Source organism: Pseudomonas sp. 910_21, assembly GCF_052850735.1.
On sequence record NZ_VXCY01000007.1, the window covers coordinates 313,276 to 331,744 of the forward strand.

The 18,469-nt window shown below is 62.9% G+C and carries 17 protein-coding genes; 14 read left to right on the forward strand and 3 right to left on the reverse strand.

The features are described 5' to 3' along the window. Positions 1 to 5 precede the first annotated feature (5 nt). From FW796_RS22920 to FW796_RS22965, 10 genes are all read left to right on the forward strand, one after another. Entirely contained in the window at positions 6 to 827 is an 822-nt protein-coding gene (locus FW796_RS22920; protein WP_346632633.1) for a TIM barrel protein, read from the forward strand. A 132-nt stretch (positions 828 to 959) separates the two neighbouring features. Beyond that, complete coding sequence (gene iolD / locus FW796_RS22925) at positions 960 to 2,897, forward strand: 3D-(3,5/4)-trihydroxycyclohexane-1,2-dione acylhydrolase (decyclizing) (protein ID WP_446440095.1); 1,938 nt, start codon at positions 960 to 962, stop codon at positions 2,895 to 2,897. Between the two features lie 34 nt (positions 2,898 to 2,931). Next, entirely contained in the window at positions 2,932 to 3,942 is a 1,011-nt protein-coding gene (locus FW796_RS22930; protein ID WP_446440096.1) for a Gfo/Idh/MocA family protein, read from the forward strand. Positions 3,943 to 4,084: 142 nt separating this feature from the next. Next, complete coding sequence (locus FW796_RS22935) at positions 4,085 to 5,137, forward strand: Gfo/Idh/MocA family protein (protein ID WP_446440097.1); 1,053 nt, start codon at positions 4,085 to 4,087, stop codon at positions 5,135 to 5,137. A 382-nt stretch (positions 5,138 to 5,519) separates the two neighbouring features. After that, positions 5,520 to 6,446 carry a sugar ABC transporter substrate-binding protein gene (locus FW796_RS22940; RefSeq protein WP_346632637.1) on the forward strand — a complete coding sequence of 309 codons (927 nt, stop codon included), beginning with the start codon at positions 5,520 to 5,522 and terminating at the stop codon, positions 6,444 to 6,446. A gap of 172 nt (positions 6,447 to 6,618) precedes the next feature. Next, entirely contained in the window at positions 6,619 to 8,184 is a 1,566-nt protein-coding gene (locus tag FW796_RS22945; RefSeq protein ID WP_346632638.1) for a sugar ABC transporter ATP-binding protein, read from the forward strand. Positions 8,185 to 8,253: 69 nt separating this feature from the next. Beyond that, a complete protein-coding gene (locus tag FW796_RS22950; protein ID WP_446440098.1) occupies positions 8,254 to 9,276 on the forward strand; it encodes an ABC transporter permease in 1,023 nt (340 codons plus the stop codon). Positions 9,277 to 9,684: 408 nt separating this feature from the next. Continuing rightward, positions 9,685 to 10,089, forward strand: coding sequence for a TraR/DksA family transcriptional regulator (locus FW796_RS22955; protein WP_123723309.1), 405 nt, complete (start codon positions 9,685 to 9,687; stop codon positions 10,087 to 10,089). A gap of 162 nt (positions 10,090 to 10,251) precedes the next feature. Continuing rightward, positions 10,252 to 11,877, forward strand: coding sequence for a methyl-accepting chemotaxis protein (locus FW796_RS22960; RefSeq protein ID WP_446440099.1), 1,626 nt, complete (start codon positions 10,252 to 10,254; stop codon positions 11,875 to 11,877). A gap of 118 nt (positions 11,878 to 11,995) precedes the next feature. Then, entirely contained in the window at positions 11,996 to 12,214 is a 219-nt protein-coding gene (locus FW796_RS22965; protein ID WP_346632641.1) for a hypothetical protein, read from the forward strand. 179 nt (positions 12,215 to 12,393) lie between these two features. On the opposite strand, the gene FW796_RS22970 is transcribed toward FW796_RS22965, so the two are convergent. After that, positions 12,394 to 12,624, reverse strand: a complete 231-nt coding sequence (locus FW796_RS22970) for a hypothetical protein (RefSeq protein ID WP_102864456.1) — start codon at positions 12,622 to 12,624, stop codon at positions 12,394 to 12,396. Positions 12,625 to 13,307: 683 nt separating this feature from the next. Here FW796_RS22970 and FW796_RS22975 point away from each other — a divergent pair. From FW796_RS22975 to FW796_RS22985, 3 genes are all read left to right on the forward strand, one after another. Continuing rightward, positions 13,308 to 13,778 (forward strand): hypothetical protein, encoded by a 471-nt coding sequence (locus tag FW796_RS22975; protein ID WP_346632642.1) that lies wholly within the window; start codon positions 13,308 to 13,310, stop codon positions 13,776 to 13,778. After that, positions 13,778 to 13,981, forward strand: coding sequence for a hypothetical protein (locus FW796_RS22980; protein ID WP_446440100.1), 204 nt, complete (start codon positions 13,778 to 13,780; stop codon positions 13,979 to 13,981). Before FW796_RS22975 ends, FW796_RS22980 begins: the two co-directional genes overlap by 1 nt. Before the next feature lie 135 nt (positions 13,982 to 14,116). Further along, positions 14,117 to 15,127, forward strand: coding sequence for an ABC transporter substrate-binding protein (locus tag FW796_RS22985; RefSeq protein ID WP_446440101.1), 1,011 nt, complete (start codon positions 14,117 to 14,119; stop codon positions 15,125 to 15,127). 148 nt (positions 15,128 to 15,275) lie between these two features. Here FW796_RS22985 and FW796_RS22990 read toward each other — a convergent pair whose 3' ends face one another. Next, positions 15,276 to 17,411: a TonB-dependent receptor gene (locus FW796_RS22990; RefSeq protein WP_446440102.1), complete on the reverse strand. Its 2,136-nt coding sequence runs from the start codon at positions 17,409 to 17,411 to the stop codon at positions 15,276 to 15,278. Between the two features lie 87 nt (positions 17,412 to 17,498). Then, positions 17,499 to 17,885 carry a DUF2946 domain-containing protein gene (locus tag FW796_RS22995; RefSeq protein ID WP_346632645.1) on the reverse strand — a complete coding sequence of 129 codons (387 nt, stop codon included), beginning with the start codon at positions 17,883 to 17,885 and terminating at the stop codon, positions 17,499 to 17,501. Positions 17,886 to 17,981: 96 nt separating this feature from the next. Here FW796_RS22995 and FW796_RS23000 point away from each other — a divergent pair, with 96 nt between their 5' ends. Beyond that, on the forward strand, positions 17,982 to 18,419 hold the full coding sequence (locus FW796_RS23000; RefSeq protein ID WP_346632646.1) for a DUF3995 domain-containing protein: 438 nt from the start codon (positions 17,982 to 17,984) through the stop codon (positions 18,417 to 18,419). The last annotated feature ends 50 nt before the right edge of the window (positions 18,420 to 18,469 follow it).

Below are 18,469 nucleotides of genomic sequence, written 5' to 3' on the forward strand. Positions count from 1 at the left end.
CCAGCATGAGCCAGCCCCTGCGTTTCGCCCTGAATCGTATGGTTGCACCGCGTTTGTCACTGCCGGAGTTTATTGACCTGGCGGTGACGCTGAAGGCCGATGCCATTGAGATCCGCAACGACCTTGCGGGCGTGGAAATCGAGGACGGCACGCCGCCGGAACGGGTCCGTGAATTGTGCGCGGCCCAGGGTATCAAGGTGTTGTCGATCAACGCCCTGTACCCCTTCGACGTGTGGAACGACGAGCGTCGCCAGCAGACCTTGAAACTCGCCGCCTATGCCCGTGCCTGTGGGGCCGAGGGGCTGGTGATGTGCCCGCTCAATGAGCGGGCCGACCCGCGCACTGAGGCCCAGCGCATCAGCGGTTTGCGCAGCGCTTTGAGCGAGCTGGCGCCGATCCTGCGGGATCACGGCCTGCTGGGGTTTATCGAGCCCCTGGGCTTCGAAGAATGCTCGCTGCGCCGCAAGCGTACGGCGGTGGATGCGATCCGGGCCATCGGCGGCCTGGACGTGTTCCGTCTGGTGCACGACACCTTCCATCACCACTTGGCCAGCGAGCATGAGTTCTTCCCCGAGCTGACCGGGCTGGTGCACATCTCCGGTGTCGAGGACCGCCAAGCGCCGCTCAACAGCATTCGCGACGGCCATCGGGTGCTGGTGGGCGAGGCGGACATCCTCGGCAATGCAGCGCAGATCGACACGTTGCTGAGCAGTGGCTACAGCGGCTACCTGTCGTTCGAACCCTTTGCCGAGAGTGTGCACGGGCTGGCGGATATCCAGCAGGCGATTGGCGCGAGCATTGCCCACCTGCAGCAATCCCTGACTTGACGCCGCCAGCGTGCAGGAGCCGGCTTGCCGGCGAAGGGGCCCTTGCAGAGGGCGCAAACATTGAGCGTGCTTTCGCTGGCAAGCCAGCTCCTACGGGAGTGTTGGCGACACATCAAAATTAAGGTGCAAACCATGAGTACGACACGCTTGACCATGGCCCAGGCCCTGGTGAAATTCCTCGATAACCAATACGTCGAGGTGGATGGGGTCCAGAGCAAGTTCATCGCCGGGGTCTTCACCATTTTCGGCCACGGCAACGTGCTCGGCCTGGGCCAGGCCCTGGAACAGGACAGTGGCGACCTGGTGGTGCACCAGGGCCGCAACGAGCAGGGCATGGCCCACGCCGCCATCGGTTTCGCCAAGCAGCACCTGCGGCGCAAGATCTACGCCTGCAGCTCTTCGGTGGGCCCCGGCGCGGCCAATATGCTGACCGCGGCGGCCACCGCCACCGCCAACCGGATTCCCTTGCTGTTGCTGCCTGGGGACGTTTACGCCAGCCGCCAGCCGGACCCGGTGCTGCAACAGATCGAACAGTTCCATGACCTGAGCATCAGCACCAACGATGCCTTCAAGGCGGTGAGCAAATATTGGGACCGCATCAACCGCCCCGAGCAACTGATGAGCGCGGCGATCCACGCCATGCGCGTGCTCACCGACCCGGCGGAAACCGGCGCCGTGACCCTGGCCTTGCCCCAGGATGTGCAGGGCGAAGCCTACGATTACCCGGACTACTTCCTCGCCAGGCGCGTGCATCGCATCGACCGCCGCCCGGCCACCGAGGCCATGCTCGGCGATGCCCTGGCGCTGCTCAAGGGCAAGCGCAAACCGCTGATTATCTGTGGCGGCGGGGTCAAGTATTCCGGGGCCAACCGGGCGTTGCAGGCCTTTGCCGAACGCTTCGGCATCCCCTTTGCCGAAACCCAGGCGGGCAAGAGCGCGGTGGTCTCCGAGCACCCGTTGAACGTCGGCGGGATCGGCGAGACCGGCTGCCTGGCGGCCAACCTGCTGGCCAAGGACGCCGACCTGATCATTGGCATCGGCACTCGCTACAGCGACTTCACCACGTCCTCGAAATGGCTGTTCCAGCACCCCGAGGTGGAGTTCCTCAACCTCAATATCAGCCCCTGCGACGGCCTCAAGCTGGATGGCGTGCAGTTGCTGGCCGATGCCAAGGTCGGCTTGCAGGCCCTGAACGAAGCCCTCGGCCGCAGCGGCTACCAGGCGGCTTGGGGCGGGCAGATCACTGACGCCAAGGCCCAGTTGGACGCCGAGGTGGACCGGGTCTATCAAGTGCAATACCAGGACCAGGGTTTTGTCCCGGAGATCAACGACCACATGGACCCGGCGGTGCTGCGGGAATTCATCGAGCTGACCGGCTCCTGCCTGACCCAGAGCCGGGTGCTCGGGGTGCTCAACCAGGCCTTGCCCGAGGACGGCATTATCGTCGCCGCCGCCGGCAGCCTGCCCGGCGACCTGCAGCGCAGCTGGCGCAGCAAGGGGGTCAACACCTACCACGTGGAATACGGCTATTCGTGCATGGGTTACGAGGTCAACGCGGCCCTGGGGGTCAAGCTCGCCGAGCCGGATCGCGAGGTGTACGCCCTGGTGGGCGACGGTTCCTACCTGATGCTGCATTCGGAGCTGGTCACCTCGATCCAGGAGCGGCGCAAGATCAACGTGGTGCTGCTGGACAACATGACCTTCGGCTGCATCAACAACCTGCAGATGGGCCACGGCATGGACAGCTTCGGCACCGAGTTCCGCTACCGCAACCCTTCGAGCGGCAAGCTCGACGGCGGCTTTGTGCCGGTGGACTTCGCCATGAGCGCCGCGGCCTACGGCTGTAAGACGTACAAGGTCAGCACTGAGGAACAACTGCTGGCGGCCCTGGCCGATGCCCGCACCCAGACGGTCTCGACCCTGATCGACATCAAGGTCCTGCCCAAGACCATGATCCACAGCTACCTGTCCTGGTGGCGGGTGGGCGTGGCCCAGGTGTCCACCAGCGAACGCACCGATGCGGCGGCCAAGATCCTTAATCAACGCCTGGCCCAGGCCCGGCAGTACTGATTGCTCTGCAACGCACAACAACAGGAGTATCTGCATGTCTTTGAAACTTGGTGTTATCGGTACCGGCGCCATCGGCCAGGATCACATCCGTCGTTGCAGCCAGACCCTGCTGGGCAGCCAGGTGGTGGCGGTCACCGACATCAACCTGGCGTCGGCGGCCAAGGTGGTCAGCGACCTCAAGCTCACGGCCGAGGTCTACCCGGACGGCCACGCGCTGATCAAGGCGGCGGACGTCGAGGCGGTGCTGGTCACCTCCTGGGGCCCGAGCCACGAGGAGTTCGTGCTGGCGGCGATTGCTGCGGGCAAGCCGGTGTTCTGTGAAAAACCCCTGGCGGTGACCGCCGCCGGCTGCCGCCGCATCGTCGACGCCGAAGTGGCCCACGGCAAGCGCCTGGTGCAGGTGGGTTTCATGCGCCCCTACGATTCGGGTTACCAGGCCTTGAAGGCGGTGATCGACAGCGGGCAGATCGGCGAGCCGCTGATGCTGCACTGTGCCCACCGCAACCCGCGGGTGGGTGAGAACTACAAGACCGACATGGCCATCACCGACACCCTGATCCACGAACTGGACCTGCTGCGCTGGTTGCTGGCTGACGACTACGTGTCGGTGCAAGTGGTGTTCCCGCGTAAGACCAGCAAGGCCCACGCTCACTTGCGGGACCCGCAGATCGTGCTGCTGGAAACCGCCCGTGGCACGCGCATTGACGTCGAGGTGTTCGTCAACTGCCAGTACGGCTACGACATCCAGTGCGAAGTGGTGGGAGAGAGCGGTATCGCCAAGCTGCCGGAGCCGTCCCAGGTGCAATTGCGCAGCGAAGCCAAGCTGTCCAACGCCATCCTGATGGATTGGAAGGACCGCTTTATCGCCGCCTATGACGTGGAATTGCAGGCCTTTATCGACGGTGTGCGCGCCGGCCAGGTGGGCGGACCGTCAGCCCGGGACGGCTTTGCCGCCGCCGTGGCGGCCGATGCCTGCATCGAAGCGCAGGGCAGCGGGCAGATCGTCAAGGTCGAGCTGCCAGAGCGCCCGCGCTTCTACGGCTAACCCCACCCTGTAGGAGCCGGCTTGCCGGCGAAAGGGCCTGTGGATGCTGTGCATGTCTTGAGGACGCTTTCGCTGGCAAGCCAGCTCCTACGAGGGCTGGCGTGAGGGAGGCGATGCTGGGGAATGAATGGATGGAGGGTGTATGCGTATAGGTCTGGTGGGTTACGGCCATGGCGGTCGTCATTTTCATGCGCCGCTGATTGCCAGTCTGGCCGGTGCGCGTTTTGTCGGGGTGGTGACCCGCTCCGCAGAGCGCCGGCGCTTGCTGGCCGATGATCATCCGGGGGTTGCGGCGTTCGACAGCATGGGCCAGTTGGCGGAGGCCGGGGTCGATGCCTTGGTGATTTCCACGCCCCTGGATGGGCGCCCGGCCTTGGTGCTGGAGGCCATTGAACGGGGCATCGCGGTGGTCAGCGACAAACCCTTCGCCGCCGATGCAGCCGAGGCCGAAGGGATGATCCAGGCCGCCGCCGCGCGCCAGGTGCCGCTCAGCGTCTATATGAACCGGCGTTGGGATTCGGACTTTTTGACCTTGCGCAAACTCCTCGACAGCGGCGCGCTGGGCCGGATCACCCGCTACGAGTCGCGGGTCGAGCGTTATGCCCCGCAAGCCGTGGGCAATGCCAGTGGCGGTGGGTTCCTGCGGGACCTGGGCAGCCATCTGGTGGACCAGGCCCTCCAGTTATTCGGGCCGGTGGTCCGGGTCTATGCCGAGCTGCAGTACACCCCTGAAGAAGCCGTGGTCGACCACGGCTTTTTTGTTTCCCTGACCCACGTCAGCGGCGTGGTTGCACATTTATGGGGCAGTTGCCTGCAGAACAGCCAGGGGCCGCGGTTTCGGGTCAGTGGCAGCACCGGTTGTTACACGGTTGACGGCCTCGACGGCCAGGAGCAGGCGTTGGTGGCGGGTCGCTCGCCGAAAACCGAGGGCGAACGCTGGGGCGTGGAGGAGCATCGGCGCTGGGGCTGGTTCGAACAAGGGGATGAGCGCGAGCGCGTAACCTCGGAGCGAGGTGCCTGGCAGCAGTTCTATCAGCAGCTGCAACAGGCCCTGGAAGGCCAGGGCGCACTGCCTGTCACGGCCGCCGACGCCCTGGCCACCACCCAGGTGCTAGACGCCGCGCGCTTGAGTGCGCAGCAGTCTCGGGTGGTATCGATGACGACGTTTTCCGAGGGAAAAACAGATTTAGAATAAAATTCTAAAATGAGTTGATATAGAAATTATTTTCCAATAAAGTCATTTCCAGGTTGCCGACTAGCTAGGTTCCGAACCCCTCAAGCACGCCTTGAGACCGGTGCGGGCCGACCAACAAAAACAAACAGGTACCGTCGATGAAAACCTTCAAATCTGTTGTACAGGCTGTACGTTCATTGTTTCGCCATCCTCACGCGCCGGCCGCCGTCCTGCCTCGGGCCAGCCGTTCTGCCGTCCTCCTGACTTGCCTCGGCTTTCTGTGCGAAGAGCGCAACGGTTCACTGGTGTGCTGCGTACCCGGTGCCCCGATCGTGCATCTGCCGCTCTGAGTTTTTCTGCGCTTTATCCATAAAACCTACAAGAATGTGGAGAAAGACCTGTTATGAACACCAAGATCCGTTTTGCCTCTCTTGCGCTGTCGATGCTGCTGGCCAGTGGCGCCGCGCTCGCCGACATCAAGATCGGCGTGAGCATGTCGCAGTTCGATGACACCTGGCTGACCTATCTGCGCGAGTCGATGGATCAGAAAGCCAAGTCCCTGCCCGATGGCGTCAAGCTGCAGTTCGAAGACGCCCGCAGCGATGTGGTCAAGCAATTGAGCCAGGTCGAGAACTTCATCAGCCAGAAAGTCGACGCGATCGTGGTCAATCCGGTGGACACCGCCGCCACCAAGAAAATTACCGAGGCTGCGGTGAAGGCCGGTATTCCCCTGGTGTACGTCAACCGCCGCCCGGATGACCTGAACCTGCCCAAGGGCGTGGTCACCGTGGCCTCCAATGACCTGGAAGCCGGGAAAATGCAGATGCAGTACCTGGCCGACAAGATGGGCGGCAAGGGTGACATCGTGATCCTGCTGGGCGACCTGGCGAACAACTCCACCACCAACCGCACCAAGGGGGTCAAGGAGGTGCTGGCCCAGTACCCGGGGATCAAGGTCGACCAGGAACAGACCGGGGTCTGGCTGCGGGACAAGGGCATGACCCTGGTCAACGACTGGCTGACCCAGGGCCGCAAGTTCGACGCAGTGGTGTCCAACAACGATGAAATGGCCATTGGTGCCGCCATGGCGCTGAAGCAGGCCGGGGTCGAGAAGGGCAGTGTGCTGATCGCCGGTGTCGACGGCACCCCGGATGGCTTGCGCGCGGTGAAGAAGGGCGAGTTGGCGCTCTCGGTGTTCCAGGATGCCAAGGGCCAGGCGGACGGTTCCATCGATACCGCGGTGAAGATGATCAAGCATGAGCCGGTGGAGCCGGCGGTGTGGGTTCCGTATCGGCTGATCACCCCGGACAACGTCGACCAGTTCAAGTAACGGCTCAGCTTCCAGAGCAGTTCCAGAAGAACCTGTTCTCGATCTAGCGAGCGCCGCTCAGGCAAGCCATGTTTAACGCCGCATGAGCTAAGCGCAGCAGATCGTGAACAGGCGCTAACAATAATAAGTGGCAAGGTGGCCTCGGGCAGCCTTGCCAATGGAGTACCTGATCATGTTCTCTCGCGCGACTGCCTCGAGCACCCCGCTGGCGGGTATCCAGCCTGCCGCCCCATCGATTGAAGAGCCCTATCTGCTGGAAGTCATCAACGTCAGCAAGGGCTTTCCCGGTGTGGTCGCCTTGGCCGATGTGCAACTGCGGGTACGCCCGGGAACGGTGCTGGCGCTGATGGGCGAGAACGGCGCCGGCAAGTCGACCCTGATGAAAATCATCGCCGGCATCTACCAGCCGGACGCCGGCGAGCTGCGCCTCAAGGGCCGGCCGGTGGTGTTCGAAACGCCCCTGCAGGCCCTGCAATCGGGCATCGCCATGATCCATCAGGAACTCAACCTGATGCCGCACATGAGCATTGCCGAGAACATCTGGATCGGCCGTGAGCAACTCAATGGCCTGCGCATGATCGATCACCGCGCTATGCACCGCTGCACCGCGCAGTTGCTGGAACGCCTGCGCATCAACCTCGATCCCGAGGAGCAGGTGGGCAACCTGAGCATCGCCGAGCGGCAGATGGTGGAGATCGCCAAGGCGGTGTCCTACGACTCCGACGTACTGATCATGGACGAACCGACCTCGGCCATTACCGACAAGGAGGTGGCGCACCTGTTCTCGATCATTGCCGACCTCAAGGCCCAGGGTAAGGGCATCATCTATATCACCCACAAAATGAACGAAGTGTTCGCCATCGCCGATGAAGTGGCGGTGTTCCGCGACGGTGCCTACATCGGCCTGCAACGGGCCGACAGCCTGGACGGCGACAGCCTGATCTCGATGATGGTGGGGCGTGAGCTGAGCCAGCTGTTTCCCCAGCGCGAGAACCCGGTCGGCGACCTGCTGCTCAGGGTCCGCGACCTGCGCCTGGACGGGGTTTTCGACAGAGTGTCGTTCGACCTGCATGCCGGGGAGATCCTCGGCATCGCCGGGCTGATGGGCTCGGGGCGGACCAATGTCGCCGAAGCCCTGTTCGGCATCACCCCCAGCGACGGTGGCGAGATGGTCCTCGACGGCCAGCCCCTGCGCATCAGCGACCCGCATCAGGCGATCGAGAAGGGCTTTGCCCTGCTGACCGAGGATCGCAAGCTCAGCGGGCTGTTTCCGTGTCTGTCGGTCCTGGAAAACATGGAAGTGGCGGTGCTGCCGCATTACGCCGGCGGCGGTTTTGTCCAGCAGAAGGCTTTGCGTGCCCTGTGCGAGGACATGTGCAAGAAGCTGCGGGTCAAGACTCCGTCCCTGGAGCAATGCATCGATACCTTGTCCGGGGGCAATCAGCAGAAGGCCCTGTTGGCGCGCTGGCTGATGACCAATCCGCGAATCCTGATTCTCGATGAGCCGACCCGGGGCATCGACGTCGGTGCCAAGGCCGAGATCTACCGCTTGATCTCCTTCCTCGCCAGCGAAGGCATGGCGGTGATCATGATTTCCTCGGAGCTGCCCGAGGTGCTGGGCATGAGCGACCGGGTCATGGTCATGCACGAAGGTGAGCTGATGGGCACCCTCGACCGCAGCGAGGCGACCCAGGAACGGGTGATGCAATTGGCATCAGGGATGTCGCTGGTGCACTGATTTTTCAATCGATGGCGGCCGGCGGCGCGTTGATTCGCCGCGGCCAGGCACTAACTAAGGTGAGTGGTTATGAACGTGATGTCTGAAAACAAACCGGCCGCGGCGCCCGCTAGAACGCGCCGGCGCTTTCCCACTGAACTGAGTATTTTTCTGGTCCTGATCGGCATCGGTCTGGTCTTCGAACTGTTCGGCTGGATCGTGCGTGACCAGAGCTTCCTGATGAACTCCCAACGCCTGGTGCTGATGATCCTGCAGGTGTCGATCATCGGCCTGCTGGCCATTGGCGTGACCCAGGTGATCATCACCACGGGCATTGACCTGTCCTCGGGCTCGGTGCTGGCACTGTCGGCGATGATTGCCGCCAGCCTGGCCCAGACCTCGGACTTTTCCCGGGCGGTGTTTCCGTCCCTGACCGATTTGCCGGTGTGGATACCGGTGGTGGCCGGGCTGGGGGTCGGCCTGCTGGCCGGGGCGATCAACGGCAGCATCATCGCCATTACTGGCATTCCGCCCTTTATCGCCACCCTGGGCATGATGGTTTCGGCCCGCGGTCTGGCCCGCTACTACACCGAAGGCCAGCCGGTGAGCATGCTCTCGGATTCCTACATCGCCATCGGTCACGGGGCGATGCCGGTGATCATCTTCCTGGTGGTGGCGGTGATCTTCCACATCGCCCTGCGCTACACCAAGTACGGCAAATACACTTACGCCATCGGCGGCAACATGCAGGCGGCGCGTACCTCGGGGATCAACGTCAAGCGCCATCTGGTGATCGTCTACAGCATCGCCGGACTGCTGGCGGGGCTGGCCGGGGTGGTGGCCTCGGCGCGGGCCGCCACCGGACAGGCGGGGATGGGCATGTCCTATGAACTGGATGCGATTGCCGCAGCCGTGATCGGTGGCACCAGTCTGGCCGGTGGCGTGGGGCGCATCACCGGCACGGTGATCGGTGCGCTGATTCTTGGTGTCATGGCCAGCGGCTTCACCTTTGTCGGGGTGGATGCCTACATCCAGGACATCATCAAGGGCCTGATCATTGTGGTGGCGGTGGTCATCGACCAGTACCGCAACAAGCGCAAGCTCAAACGCTGATGCGCCTGGCTGTTGCAGGCGCTGGCTTGTCGGCGCAGGGGTCCACAAGATGGTTATTCGCCGGCAAACCGGCTTCTACGGGGGGTGAGAAATGGGGGTAAAAGGCTCGAATCCGCCGTCCGGTACTGCCGTTTGTCTTCTAACAGACCTGCTCGTATGGAATTTTTTGTTATAAAAGCACTCTGACAAGCGCCACCAAAGCCCGCAATTGCGGGCTTTGTGCGGTTTGTCGGACAGATTCGCTGTCATTTCAGTTGCTGCGCCCTCAAACCGGCCTTAGACTGCCGCCCCTCGTAAATTGAGTGCCGGGTGGCGCTTGGAACGTATGGCGCCTTTCTGATGACCTGACGGGTCAACCGGAAACAGTTTGAATTCGCCTTAATGCACGTATTTTTTATAGAGAAATCAATGACCAAGGATAAGTTGCTGGCCATGCCGGCGGATGACTACATGAATGCCGAGCAGCACGCTTTTTTCAGCGACCTGTTGCAAGCCATGAAGGTGGAAACCCACGAGCGCATCGAGCAGAACCGGATCGCCATTGAAAGCCTGGACACCCCGGCTGACCCGGCCGACGCCGCTTCCGTCGAAGAAGAGCGCACCTGGTTGGTCAACGCCATTGATCGCGACCAGCGCATGCTGCCGCAACTGGAGCAGGCCCTGGGCCGGATCAGTGACGACAGCTTCGGCTGGTGCGACGACAGCGGCGAGCCGATCGGCCTCAAGCGCCTGCTGATCAGCCCGACCACCAAGTACTGCATCGAAGCCCAAGAGCGCCACGAGCAGATCGACAAGCATCAGCGTCAAGCCTGATCGCCAGCCCCCGCCACAGCGGGGGCTTTGTTTTTCCGGGTACGGCTCCATACCCGCTCATTCCCTTGATCTACTGCAAACCCCCGACTAAGGGACCATGGATAATGGCCTTCTAGTGGCGTCTAATGCCGAAAATAATTAGAACGATGTGGGGTGCTAAACATGTCAAGAGATGGATCTCTAGCGGTGCCGCTCGCGCAACCGCTGGCAACAACACCCGCCGCTGCCCGTTGGTGGGCGCCGACTTTGCAGAGCGCGGCCTTGATGGGCTTGCTGGGCGGCCAGGCACTGGGTGACTGGCCGCTGTACCTGTGCCTGCCCGTGGCGGTGCTGGTGGTCTGGCTGCCCCGGCTGAGAGGCCGCAAAGTGCCCTTGGCGCCGGCAACAACGGCCGACAGTGAACTGTCGACGCTGACCCGCGACCTCTCCTACAGCACCACCCATAACGCCCTGTCCGCTGCTGGCGTGGCCTATTCGGTGACGCAACTGGCGGGCAAGCTGCAATCCCAGCTGGATGCCGCGGCGCGCATCGTCGGCAACGCCGAAGTGATGATCAAGACCGAACAGGCCACCTCGCAACTCAGCCGGCAAGCCCTGGAGGCCGCCAGTGAAGCCCACGCCAGCAGCGCCGAAGGGCGCACGGTGCTGGGGGAGTCCATCAGTCGCATGCACTCCCTGAGCGAACGGGCCAGTGGCAGCCGCGAGCTGATCGAGGCCTTGAGCCAGCGCAGTGAAGAGATCCAGCGGGTGACCCTGGTGATCCAGTCCATCGCCAGCCAGACCAACCTGCTGGCCCTGAATGCGGCTATTGAGGCCGCCCGGGCCGGGGAGCACGGAAGGGGGTTTGCCGTGGTCGCCGACGAAGTGCGCGGGCTGGCCGGACGTACGGCCACGGCCACCGATGAGGTCGGGGTGATGGTGGCCGATATCCAGCAACGTACCAGCGATGTGGTGGAGCAGATCCGCCAGCTGTCCGACGACCTGAACCTGGGGGTGGAACAGGTGGAACACACCGGCCGGCACCTGGACAACATCGCCCGGCTGGCAGCGGGGGTAGAAGGCCAGGTCAGCGAGATTGCCCGGGGCGCCGAGACCAACCGCGAACAGTTGGACAGCCTGTTCCATGCCGTGGAGCAGATGCGCAGCGATCTGGCGGTCAGCGATCAGCAGACCCGCAGCCTGGCCCAGGCCGCGGTGCAGATGGAAGGGCAGGCGGAAACCATCAGCGAACGTCTGGCGGCTGTGGGACTGGATGACTACCACCAGCGTATCTATGACCTGGCCCGTGAAGGTGCCCGGCGTATCGCCGAGCAGTTCGAGACCGATCTGGCGCAGAACCGCATCAGCCTCGACGACCTGTTCGACCGCCACTACCAGTTGATTGCCAACACCGATCCGGCCAGGTACCAGACCCGTTTCGACCGCTACACCGACCAGGTACTGCCGCCGATCCAGGAATCCCTGCTGCCGCGCCATGACGGCCTGGTGTTCGCCATCGCCTGTACCCAGGAAGGTTATGTACCGACCCACAACCAGGCCTTCTCCCAACCGCTGACCGGCGATCCCGTGGTGGACAACCTGCATAACCGCAGCAAGCGCAAGTTCGCCGATCGCACCGGCATTCGTTGTGGCAGTCACCAGCAACCGTTGTTGCTGCAAACCTATACCCGGGATACCGGCGAACTGATGCATGACTTGTCGGTGCCGATCTGGGTCCAGGGGCGGCATTGGGGTGGGCTGCGCCTGGGCTACAAGCCCGAGCAGGCGCCGCCCCAGCGCAAGGGCTGAGAGAACATTGTTACCAGGGGCGTAACACTGCTGTGCAGAATCTGACTGTTCCAGGCGCCGGGAACTGACTAGTATTCCCTACATTGTTAGGGAGCTAACTAATTTCTGGAGGTTCTCCATGCACAGCAAGGTTGATGTAGCAGTGATGATCGGCAGCGGTGTTCCCCCCATGCTGCGGGATCTGGGACGCAAGGCGTGCTGGGTGGTGCTGGTCAATGGCGAACAACGTGGCACTGCCTTTGCCAGCCGCGTCGAGGCCGAGGAGTGCCGGCAGGCCTGGCAGACGCAATTGGCGCAGTGCCGGTCCGGGCGCCATGCGCTCCAGCATTCGGCTTGATGCCTGAGTGGCGGGTAGCGTCTTGAACGGCAGGGGCGGATGTAGGGATTCAGGTTGTTGCAGGCAGGGCCCGAAGGCGAGTCGGTGGTTTTAAGTTAATCATCATGATGCTCTTAAACGGATCTCGCCTGGGTCACGGTGGCGCCGCTGGGTCCCTGGGCGGCGCGCTGGGGCGGGTATCAGGCGTTCAGGGCGCCCTGGTCGATGGCCAGCTTGAGGGCCTTGGCGGATTCCCTGGCCGCCGCTGCAGCTTCTTCTGAGGTCTTGAACCAGCGGTCGCGTTCTACCTGGTGGAAGGTGATCTGGGTCAGTGGGGGTTTGGCGCGCATGGCAATCACGGCCTGGAATTCGCCTTCGACTTCTCTGCACTCGCCACGAATGAAAAACTCGCCAATATCTAGTTCGGTCACTTCTAGCCTTCCCTTGGAGATGAGTGAGTGCTTGAACACCGCGTGCTGCGGTCATTCAACCAGTGGCGGAGTATGGCAGTTGTTAGGTGGTGACGGGCTGAGTTATGTCACCTTGCTCTAGGTAAAGATTATTCTGAGGTTCTAAGCTGAAACTTCCTATGCGCAAATCCTTATGCAGAACTCCGGCAATTCAGCCCACTGCATCAGAGTATTACTGGCTAGAATGTCCGGCCGTCGAGCACAGACTCCCGGCAACATTACCGGCTGATGTCCAACAGCGGTCTTTGTATGACTAGTCGCCCGACTAGTGCTCGGTTGCTTTAAATAGTCGAAATGCACAAAGTTGCTCTAGAATTACCTCTGCGACCCGAAGTGGCTGCCGATCTGGGGAATCATGATCAGGGTGTATCCGGCCAGCAGGCCGGTTTCAGTACCCACTCCAGTTAACGCGCCGCCACGCTTTGCGGGATGTCAGAGCCAACTCCTACAGCCTTCGACATGAGCCTGATGCATCGGCGAAATGCCCGTTGCTCAGCGCCGGCGTCAGCGTCGTGGCCAGGAGTGCCGGGTTCACTTGTGGGTTTTTTGGGTCACTGATTGGGTTGACTACGCCGTCATGGCGATTTTTTTGTGCTGTCCGTTTTTCCTCGGACGGCACCATTTTGAGTATCGGGGAGTGTTCCTTGGCAGTAAGTAATCTTGAAATGCATGCGTTGTTCGTTTTGGGTGATTTGCGCGCAAAGCTGGTCAAGCAGTTCCAATCTCGTTTTGTCTACATCACCGAACAGTCCGCCGAAGGCATCTACATCGCCGAGATCGATACCGAGTCCGCGTTGGTGGTGGACGACAAGCCTCGGCTGGAACTCAAGGTGGGCGATCATTTTCGCGCCGCCGTGCTGCCCAGCCGTGAAGGCGGCAAGCTGGAGATCCGCTTTCGCGAGATCAAGCTGACGGTCTATGGCTTGGGCGACTATGCCTTTGTCAGCAGCCCCCAGGGGCAGGGGATAGTGTTCAGGGAAGGTCACTCGGTGGTGATGGTCTTCGCCGCCAACGAGCAATTGCAGGAAGGCTTGAGCAAGACCCTCAAGGCGGTCAGCGCCAAGGCTGCCAAATTCCGCAAGGGCGAACTGGTGAGCTTCAAGGCCAGCGAGTGATGAGCCAGAGCCGCGCCGAGTTTCACCAGCAGCACCAGCAGGCCGCGTGTGACGAAGCTCAACGCCTGTTCGCCGAGAAGGCGCGCTTGCAGGGCGCCTGGCTGAACTGGGTCGCTGGCCAGTTGTATCACCTGCGCCCGGCGGCTTACGCCAGCATGGTGCGCCGCGAGTTGCAGCGGCTGCAGGAGTCGGCGGACCCTTGAGGGGCGATCCGGGCCTGGCCCTCGGTTGAAAAAACGGAACCTCTACTACAGTCAGTTGACTGAATGCTTCAGGGGCCTGGCGTCTTTGCGCTGCGCGTCCCTATTGCCCTGGTTCCGACCCGAGAGGTGCACCCCATGAAAGGATTTCGAGCGCTGCTGGCCAGCAGCCTGTTGGCCCTTGCCGCCTTGAACGCGCCACCGTTGGCAGCGGCCCCCGCGCCGATTCACTTCGCCGACCTGAATTGGGAAAGCGGCAGCCTGATTACCGAGATCCTGCGGATCGTGGTCGAGAAGGGATACGGCCTGCCCACTGATACGCTGCCCGGCACCACCATCACCCTGGAAACCGCCCTGGCCAACAACGATATCCAGGTGATTGGCGAAGAATGGGCGGGTCGCAGCCCGGTGTGGGTCAAGGCCGAGGCCGAAGGCAAGGTGCTGGCCCTGGGGGACACGGTCAAGGGCGCCACCGAAGGTTGGTGGGTGCCGGAGTATGTGATCAAGGGCGACCCCGCCAAGGGCATCGTGGCCCTCGCGCCGGAGTTGCGCAGCGTCACCGACCTGGTGCGCTACAAAGATGTGTTCAAGGACCCGGAGAGTCCGAACAAGGGGCGCTTTCTCAACAGTCCGATTGGCTGGACCTCGGAGATCGTCAACCAGCAGAAGCTCAAGGCCTATGGCCTGAAGGACAGCTACGTGAACTTTCGCAGTGGCTCCGGCGCAGCCCTGGATGCTGAGATCAGTTCGTCGATCCGTCGGGGCAAGCCGATCCTGTTCTACTACTGGTCACCGACGCCGCTGCTGGGGCGCTTCAAACTGGTCCAGTTGCAAGAGCCGCCCTTTGATGCCGAGGCCTGGAAGACCCTGACCGACGCCGACAACCCCAACCCGCGTCCGACCCGTTCCCTGGCCTCGAAACTGTCCATCGGCGTGTCTGCGCCATTCCACAAACAGTACCCGCAGTTGGTGAACTTCTTTAGCCAGGTGGACCTGCCCATCGAGCCCCTCAACCAGGCCCTGGCGCAGATGAGCGAAAACCACAGCGCCCCCCGTGACGCGGCCCGGGCCTTCCTCAAGCAGCATCCTGACCTCTGGCGCAACTGGGTGCCCCAGGACATCGCCGCCAAAGTCGCCGCCGCCCTGTAGTAGGAGCCGGCTTGCCGGCGAAAGGGCCCGCAAGCCTTGCACCGTCCATGGCGACGCCTTCGCTGGCAAGCCAGCTCCTACGGCCGCCCTGACACCGCACGATATTCCCGTAGGAGCCGGCTTGCCGGCGAAGAGGCCCGCAAGCCGGTCAGAAACGGGTCTGCACCGCCAGTTCGAAGGTGCGTGGGGTGCCCAGGTAGTAAGCCGGGGAGACATGGGCGAACCTGCCATAGACCTCGTTGGTCAGGTTGCGCACCCGGCCGGTGAGGGTGGTGTGGCTGTCGACCTGGTAGCGCAGAAAGCTGCCGTACAGGGTGTAGGCCGGTAGGGTCTGGGTGTTGGCGTTGTCGGCGTACACCGAGGCCACGTAGCGGGCATCGACGCCGGTCTGCCAGCTTGGGGCCAGGTCATAGGTCAGCCACAGGTTGGCCACCCGCTCGGGGACGTTGGTCGGGGTGTTGCCCTTGCGCGAGACCACGGCGCCGCTGGCGATCTTTTCGTTGAATTCGTCATATTCGGCGTCCACCCAGGCGAAGTTGGCCTCTGCCAGCAGCTTGGGGGTGACCCGCAGGGAACTGGCCAGTTCGATGCCCTTGGAGGTCTGCTGGCCCACGGGAATGCTGTTGGTCGGGTCCTGGGGATCGGTGACGGCAAAGTCCTTGCGTTCGATGCGGTAGGCCGCCAGGGTCGCCGAGCCGCGCCCGTCCAGGTAGTCGAACTTGCTGCCCACTTCCCATTGCTTGCCGGTGGACACGTCGAAGTTCTGGGTGCCGCTGGGCTGTTCGGCGGCCGTGCTGTATTGCACGTAGACGTTGGCGCTGGGCAGGAACTGCCAGGTCAGCCCCAGGCGCCCGGTGACCGGCTCCCAGCTGCGCTTGAGATGCCGCGGGTTGCTGACGGTGATCACTCGGTGGTTGGTCACGTCCAGGTCAATAGCGTCATAGCGCAAGCCGCTGAGCAGGGACAGCTCGTCGGTCAGGGCCAGGCGATTTTCGATGAACAAGGCACGGGTGGTGACCTGGTTGGTCTTGTCCTTGACCCAGCTCTGACGGGTGCCCTTCAGGTCATAGAAGTACCCCGGCTGGAAATGGCCGGGGTCCACGCTGTTGTTGGCCGACACGTTCCACGGTGAGCTGGTAGTGCTGTTGACCTTGTATTCGAACCCTCCGGACCAGGTGGTGTCGAGGCCGAACAGTTGATCGTCATGACGCAGCTCGAACTGGTTGCCGTCCTGCTGGCCCTGGTGCCGCACCAGATAGGCGGTGGAGCGGTTCACCCGGCTGTTGTCGGCGTTGTACTGGTAGGTCTCCAGGTTGCGGTAGTCGCGCTGGCTGTCCAGGTGATAGAGGGTGTTGCGCAGGCTGGTGCTGGGGTTGATCCGGTAGTCGATGATCGAGCGCAGCCAAACCGTGCGCTGCTCATACAGGCCGTCGGCGACGTTGTAGTTGTTGAAGCGGTTGTGCTTGTCGATCTTCAGCTCGCCGGCCTTGGGATTGAGTACCGGGGTGCCCCAGTAGGGGCTGTCTTCGTGCTCGTCCTGATACTCCACGGCCAGGGTGTGGGACAGGTCCGGGGTCAGGTCGCTGAGCAGGGAGAACGCCAGGCTCCAGGCATCGCGCTGCTGGCGGTCGATGTAGCCGTTGCTGGTGTTGTGGCTGACATCCAAACGTGCGTAATGCTGCACCTCGGCCCCCGCCGGGCTCAGGGCGTGATTGACCCCGAAGGCGGTTTGCGTGGTGTCGTAGCTGCCGTAGCTGAGCAGGCCCTCGGCCGCCTGTTCGCGGCGGTCCGCCAGTTTGGTCACGTAGTTCAGCGAGCCGCCGACGGAGCCGGCGCCATTGATCAGCGACGAGGGGCCGCCCACCAGTTCCACCCGGTCATAGATCCAGGCGTCCACCGGCCGCGCCAGGCCGGTGGCGACGTTGATGCCGTTGAACATCTGGGTGATCTGGCTGCTGGTGAAGCCGCGGTAGGAGATGAAACCGCCGAATCCCGGCGGTGCGCTGGCGTTGACCCCGGGCAGGGCATTGGCGGCGTCCTGGAAGGTCTGGGCGCCACGTCGCTCGATGTCCTGGCGGCTGGCTATCGCCACCGAGGCCGGGGTCTCCCGCAGGCTCAGGCCCAGCCGCGAGGCCATGCCGCTCGACTGCTCCAGGGACAGGCCGGGCTCCGCGTCCGTCTCTTCGGCATTGACGGTGGCCGGGGCCAGCTCGAGGCCGGATTTGCCCCAGGCGTTGACGGACAGGCAGGCCAGCAGGCTCGCCAGTAAAGGAAGGTGTTTCATGGGTGCATCCTGAATTCTTGACTAGGAAAAGGCCCACGACAGCGCGCCGCGCAGCAGCGCAGTGGGCGGGTTGAGCACGAGCAAGAATCAGGCGTGGGGCGGGGCCCGAGGATGGGCGGCGGGCCAGGTGAAACGGGCGGGAAGTTCGGGCAGGAACTGGCGCGCCAGCGGCGGTGCCTGGGGTTGGGGCAACAGCGCCAGGGTGACGCTGGAGTTCAGTGCCGGACCCATGCCGCCGGTGGAGCACAACGGGCAACCGAAGGCCTTGGACAGGGTGGGCAGGGAGTCCTGGTCGGCAGGTTGTTGCAGCGGTGCCTGGGTGTTGGGATCAATGCTGCAGAACTGCCCGCCGATGCCGTTGAGCTGCATGCCGAGCATCTGTCCGTGGCCGATGCTGCAGGCGAACACGTTGAACAGGACGCAGCAATAGAGCATCCAGGCAACGAGTGAGCGATCGGAACGGGTCAATTTCATGGGGCGGCACTTTATCATCGAAGGCGACGAACGTACTTACAAAAACGAGCAATCGGGTCCATTCTTCAGCGACATTTTCAACACGGATGTCTGAACATGAATCTTCTGCTTGCACAGGGGATGTCCGGCACTTTTCTGTTCATCAGCCTGATCCATCTGTACTGGGCCGCCGGTGGCAAGCGCGGCAGCGACGCGGTGATCCCCGAAGTCCCGGGGCCGGCTCCCGGGCAGAGCCAGCCGGCGTTCCGGCCACCGGCCCTGGCCACGCTGCTGGTGGCGGTGGGGCTGTTGCTGGTGGCGATGCTGGTGTGCCTGCGGGTCGGGCTCTACCTGCCGACCGTGACCCATCCGTCCCTGCAATGGGTGATCAGCGCCATTGCCTTGCTGATGTTCGCCCGGGCCATTGGCGACTCCGAGCTGGTGGGTTTCTTCAAGCAAGTGCACGACTCGAAGTTCGCCCGTCTCGACACCCTGTTCTATTCCCCGCTGTGCGTGGTGCTGGGGGCCGGGCTGCTGGTGCTGGCCTGGGCCTGAAGGGCCGCCAGCTCGCTGCAGGCGCTGGCTTGTGTAGGAGCTGGCTTGCC